Source organism: Chitinophaga silvisoli (assembly GCF_003412465.1).
GTDB lineage: Bacteria > Bacteroidota > Bacteroidia > Chitinophagales > Chitinophagaceae > Chitinophaga > Chitinophaga silvisoli.
Map to the genome: position 1 here is coordinate 1 of NZ_QTJV01000036.1, position 4,767 is coordinate 4,767.

Here is a 4,767-nt window from a genome sequence, read left to right on the forward strand (position 1 = left end):
ACCTTGTAATTTAATAGCAGCAACAGAAGAATTTTTATTTCCACCTAAATATCTAGTATCATCAGGTTTAATACAAGCACTAAATACTTCTTCTTTACCATCTTCTCTAGTTCTAGTCATAGTTTTAGTATGACTTATAATAAAAGGATGAACTCTAGTAAATGTTCCATCAATATTAAAATCGCTTATCCAAAGTTGATATTTAGTACCAGTATCTTTAACACACATATAAAACTCTGGAACTCTTACCCCAACATCGCCATCACTTCCATCAAGAGGAGGAATAAGACCATTTTCAAGAGGTTTAGCCCAACCCGTAGGATTAAGGAAATAACTGATTTTCTTTTCATTATAGACACAACCTTTAAGTCTATTTTGAATAGGAAGTTCTCTATGAAATTTAGCATTACCAATTCTGATTATATCATTGTCATCTTTAGTCCATTCAATACCATACGCAGCATTTTCAAAAGTAGGAATAAATGCAGCAGAACCCCAAGCTGGATTACCTTGTTCATTAATAATTAAACTATCTCCTTTAGATACTCCATCTAAATTAGGTAAATGTTTAAGTCCTTCTGCAAGTTCATTTAGTATATGCTTGTTAAATCTTAACAAGCCATTATACATTTCTACTAAATTAAAATTCATATTAAGCTTGTTCTAGAGCATCAACTCGACCATCAAGAGAATTAATATTATTAGTATTTTGATTAACTTTAGTTACAAGTCCTTGAAGAGCAGCAATTATAGCATCGTTCTTAGTATCATTACTAGCTTTCATATCATTAACGGCAGCAATTAAAGCATTAAACTTACCTTGTAATGCACTACTCATATTCTTTATATTTGTATCAATAGTAGTAAGTTTATCACTAATAGTAGCTAAATCAGAATGAACTAAATCAAATTTTTCAGTAAGAAGAGTTTGAGTTTCATCTGATTCACTTTTATGTTGATTTTCAAATTCATCAAATTCAGCTTTAACCATTTGATGTAATTCAGTAATCTTTTGACTAATCTCATCAAGATTAACTATAACATTATTTTCTCCAAGCTCATCATGTTCTTTATTACCAGAAATACTAAGTTTAAGATTATTAATAAGTTTATTAATAGCATCTAACTTATAATTAACTCTTTTATCATCTTCCATATCTTTAGAATTTAGTTTGTTACAAATATAAATTATATTATTAATAACAAGTAGTTTAACAATATTATTAACATTTTTTAATTAAGCAGTTTTAGAACTATTAATACCTAGATATTTAGTCCAAGTATAATGTTTACGTTCACTAATATAATTAAGATTATCATCATTAATATGAGCTTCTTCTTCAAAACTTATATCTTTATAAGCATCATGTTGTTTAATATGAAATAATCTTATAATAAGATATTCAACACCATACCATATATAGAAAAAGATATATAACATCTCTTTCATTTGTTCTGTATGAATAGCCTCATGATTAAGTTCTTTATTACTTAATTCTCCTTTAGTAAATATAATACCAAAAAGATTAATAGCTTTATAACCATTAAAAGGAAAATGTTTAGTCTTAATAACTCTCATAACTTTACTATTTTAAAATTTAATATTGTAAATATTTATGTACGTTCATAGAGCCACTTTTTAGGCTCATAGCAAGACTTTCATTAAATCATGTACAGTTAATCAGCTAGGCTTAAAACTAGCCAAATTCGGCAAGCTATACTCCCCATAGAGGATGGAGCAGGCTTGAATCAGTCAATCAAACCTAGCTAATCAATCTCATACAATCTTAACCAATAGTATTATCAATATCTTTATAACCAACTCCAAGTTTCTTTAGAATAGGACTAACAACCCAACTCCAAAACACAGGAGCAAGAATAGCACTATTAACAAGCATAATAGTATTATCATACCCAGATGCGATATAAATCATAGCCATAGTAAAAATACTTATAACTAATACACATCGTTTTTGCCAAGTAGGAACTTTATTATCACCATTAAAATAATCAATAACTTTAATAATAATATAAGTTAGAACATTAACAATAAACATAAATCCAAAATCAAAATTACTAAGGATTCCATCTACAATTGTATCAATAAATTTGTCCATACTAAAATTTAGATAAATAAAAAAAGGGAACTATCCGAAGATAATTCCCTTTTACAGTTTTACAATAATGATTAGTTATTCATATGGAAATATTCCCATATTTTATCACCATCAAAATCTACATCTTTAAACCAAAATGTAATAGCACTTTCAAACACTTTATTATCTATATTACCACCAAACCATTCTTCAAATAGTTTAGCATAATCATGGTATTGAGCATTAATTGCAACATAAACATCGCAAGGTTCAACATCATTAGGTAATACTTCTTTATAGCGTTCACAAATCTCATGAGCTTTATTCATATCATATTTTTCACCAATATATTTCTTATTGTCTTTAACATGATACATTTGTTCTACAACTTCTTTAGCTTCATACTCATCAAAATGATATTCACCATCATTGTATCCACCACTCATAAGCATAGTTAAAATCTTCTCTTCTTTGTCATCTTTATGACTAGGGCGACCATAAGTATCATAAGTATCATAACCAATACGATTTCTCATTCCACCTCGACCGCTTCTACCACCTCTACCGCCACGTCCTCCACGAGCATCAAGAAATTCACGAAATTCATCGAGAATACCTCGACCACCATCGCGACGACCGTCAATACGATAAGGTTCAATATAAGGCATTTCTCTCATAATATTACTTTGTTTTTAAACTGATTAATGATTCTTTTAAAACTTCTAAATCAGTTTGATTAAGAGCAACAATTTTATTCACATAAGGAACTTCAAGAGATATAATACCTTTAGAAATATTACCGCCACCAATGAAAGGTATATCAAAATCAAAATTATCAATATTATTAATAATTTCCATTTCTTCATCAAATATACCTTCAATATCAATCATACCATCTTTGTCTGCAATAGGTTTTAAAAATTTGTCAAAACTATCAATATTATTCATAATAGCTCTTTTAGCTAAAGGAGTTAAAAGTCTTATAGCTGTAGAACTTTCACCCATAGATATTAATTGCTTAACAATATAATTTTTAATAACCTCTTTTACACTATTAATTTCAACCATAATATTACTTCTTTAAAAATTCTTCATAAGTTAAATTAGGATTAGTTTTACTAGCTTCTTTAAAAGCTTTAAACAATTCCATTTCTTTGTTAGTAACTTCAACAATTTTACTTTTAAGTAACTTAACAAGTTTAAGTTGTTCTTCAAGTAAATGTTTACCATCTTCACTAGCTTCGATTTTTCCTCTAACTAAATTAAGAACTTCTGCTTGAACCATACTTTGTAAAGCATTATAGTTATTTACATAATCTTGGTTACTAAGAAGCATATTTTGTTGTTCTTGTGTAAGTGGTGCAATTTCAGCATCAATAGCATCCCAAATTCCTTGAGTTGGAACTTGCTGATTTTGAGTTGTACCATTATTTGCATTAGGAATAGCATTACGACGATAAGCTTCATTAATTGCTTGTTTTTGACTTTGAAGAAAAGCAATTTGTTCATCAATGCTATTAGTCATTTTTTCACTAGGGTATAGTAAAGGGTCACTATTACCTAGTATGAATTGAGTAACAGGTATCATATCTCTTTCAATTTTATGTTCTTAATCAAACTTAGTAATATTACTGAGCAGGAGTTCCGCTAGCAGGTTGAGTAAAACCACATGGTAAACATCCACAAGCATTACGTCCAACTAGACCAGTAACAGTAGGTTCATTTGGAAGAGTAACTACACCATAGATAACATTACAAGTCTTTCTATCAGTATAGTTGATACCAGCCGTAAACATCTTTTCCATTTCGCATTGGATAAGTTTATCTTGATAAGGACGAATAGCTTTAGTAACAGCCAATTCAGCTTTCAAATCAGATAACTCTTTACGGATATCATCATCAGCGTCACGAGTATATTTGTAAAGATTAAAATGGTCAGTGTTATTTTTCTCAATAAGAGCATCAGTACGATTACGTCCGTCAATATAAACACCAAACAATTCACTATTAAGACGTTCTCTATCTTCAAAACGTTGATTCTGTTGAGTCAAAGCCCATTGATAAAGACCACCTTGAAGAGCTAAAGTATCTTCACAAGATTTTTCCCATGCTTGAAAAGCAGTAGGGGCACCGCTTCCACTACCAGCAGTAGCACCAAGTACGTTAATATTAGTAGAGCCATCACCTAACATTCCACCACCAGCGCTACCTAATACACTAGAACGACGATTACCAAACAAAGCCCAAGCACCAAGTGCAGTACCGATAATACCAAGAGTTAAACCTGCATTAGCCTTACCGTTTACATCACGACGATTACCACCGTCATAATTCATTCCAGCACCATTATAGCCCTCTGGAACAACTTTCACTTTTTCAATTACTTGCATAATAAATTAAGGTTTAAGTTAAAAAAATAGATTAATACTTGTAGTTTGAACTACATAATCTATAACGCTTAAACCGTTATTTTTGTTTGGTAATTAACATTAATCTAACTTTCAATAGGACTATATATTGTCAATTCACCAATTTTATTAAGTTTAGTATATTTTATTTCACCTATTGAAGTCTTACCATCATCAGCTTTACCACCTTGTGTACCAACATAACATTGAATAGTTTGTTGTCCTCTAAATTCAGAATTACCTGCAACAAAACCAAATCTAAA

8 protein-coding genes are annotated in these 4,767 nt (G+C 29.9%); all 8 read right to left on the reverse strand.

The genetic code is table 11. The features are described from left to right. Positions 1-651, reverse strand: a 651-nt coding sequence (locus tag DXN04_RS33880; protein WP_147320156.1) for a hypothetical protein, incomplete at its 3' end; no start/stop codon positions are given. A 1-nt stretch (position 652) separates the two neighbouring features. Continuing rightward, a complete protein-coding gene (locus DXN04_RS33885; RefSeq protein WP_116857856.1) occupies positions 653-1,156 on the reverse strand; it encodes a hypothetical protein in 504 nt (167 codons plus the stop codon). An 81-nt stretch (positions 1,157-1,237) separates the two neighbouring features. After that, a complete protein-coding gene (locus tag DXN04_RS33890; RefSeq protein ID WP_116857857.1) occupies positions 1,238-1,579 on the reverse strand; it encodes a hypothetical protein in 342 nt (113 codons plus the stop codon). Positions 1,580-1,787: 208 nt separating this feature from the next. Then, positions 1,788-2,117 carry a hypothetical protein gene (locus DXN04_RS33895; protein WP_116857858.1) on the reverse strand — a complete coding sequence of 110 codons (330 nt, stop codon included), beginning with the start codon at positions 2,115-2,117 and terminating at the stop codon, positions 1,788-1,790. 71 nt (positions 2,118-2,188) lie between these two features. Then, positions 2,189-2,773: a DUF7841 family protein gene (locus DXN04_RS33900; RefSeq protein ID WP_116857859.1), complete on the reverse strand. Its 585-nt coding sequence runs from the start codon at positions 2,771-2,773 to the stop codon at positions 2,189-2,191. Positions 2,774-2,777: 4 nt separating this feature from the next. Then, positions 2,778-3,164, reverse strand: a complete 387-nt coding sequence (locus DXN04_RS33905) for a hypothetical protein (protein WP_116857860.1) — start codon at positions 3,162-3,164, stop codon at positions 2,778-2,780. A 4-nt stretch (positions 3,165-3,168) separates the two neighbouring features. After that, positions 3,169-3,684 (reverse strand): hypothetical protein, encoded by a 516-nt coding sequence (locus DXN04_RS33910; RefSeq protein WP_116857861.1) that lies wholly within the window; start codon positions 3,682-3,684, stop codon positions 3,169-3,171. 40 nt (positions 3,685-3,724) lie between these two features. Further along, positions 3,725-4,486 (reverse strand): hypothetical protein, encoded by a 762-nt coding sequence (locus tag DXN04_RS33915; RefSeq protein WP_116857862.1) that lies wholly within the window; start codon positions 4,484-4,486, stop codon positions 3,725-3,727. Between the last annotated feature and the right edge of the window lie 281 nt (positions 4,487-4,767).

Excerpts from the sequence above, each read along its gene's own strand:
- DXN04_RS33910 (WP_116857861.1), bottom strand. The coding sequence starts at position 3,684 with ATGATACCTGTTACTCAATTCATACTAGGTAATAGTGACCCTTTACTA.
- DXN04_RS33915 (WP_116857862.1), bottom strand. The coding sequence starts at position 4,486 with ATGCAAGTAATTGAAAAAGTGAAAGTTGTTCCAGAGGGCTATAATGGT.
- DXN04_RS33900 (WP_116857859.1), bottom strand. The coding sequence starts at position 2,773 with ATGAGAGAAATGCCTTATATTGAACCTTATCGTATTGACGGTCGTCGC.
- DXN04_RS33890 (WP_116857857.1), bottom strand. The coding sequence starts at position 1,579 with ATGAGAGTTATTAAGACTAAACATTTTCCTTTTAATGGTTATAAAGCT.
- DXN04_RS33905 (WP_116857860.1), bottom strand. The coding sequence starts at position 3,164 with ATGGTTGAAATTAATAGTGTAAAAGAGGTTATTAAAAATTATATTGTT.
- DXN04_RS33885 (WP_116857856.1), bottom strand. The coding sequence starts at position 1,156 with ATGGAAGATGATAAAAGAGTTAATTATAAGTTAGATGCTATTAATAAA.
- DXN04_RS33895 (WP_116857858.1), bottom strand. The coding sequence starts at position 2,117 with ATGGACAAATTTATTGATACAATTGTAGATGGAATCCTTAGTAATTTT.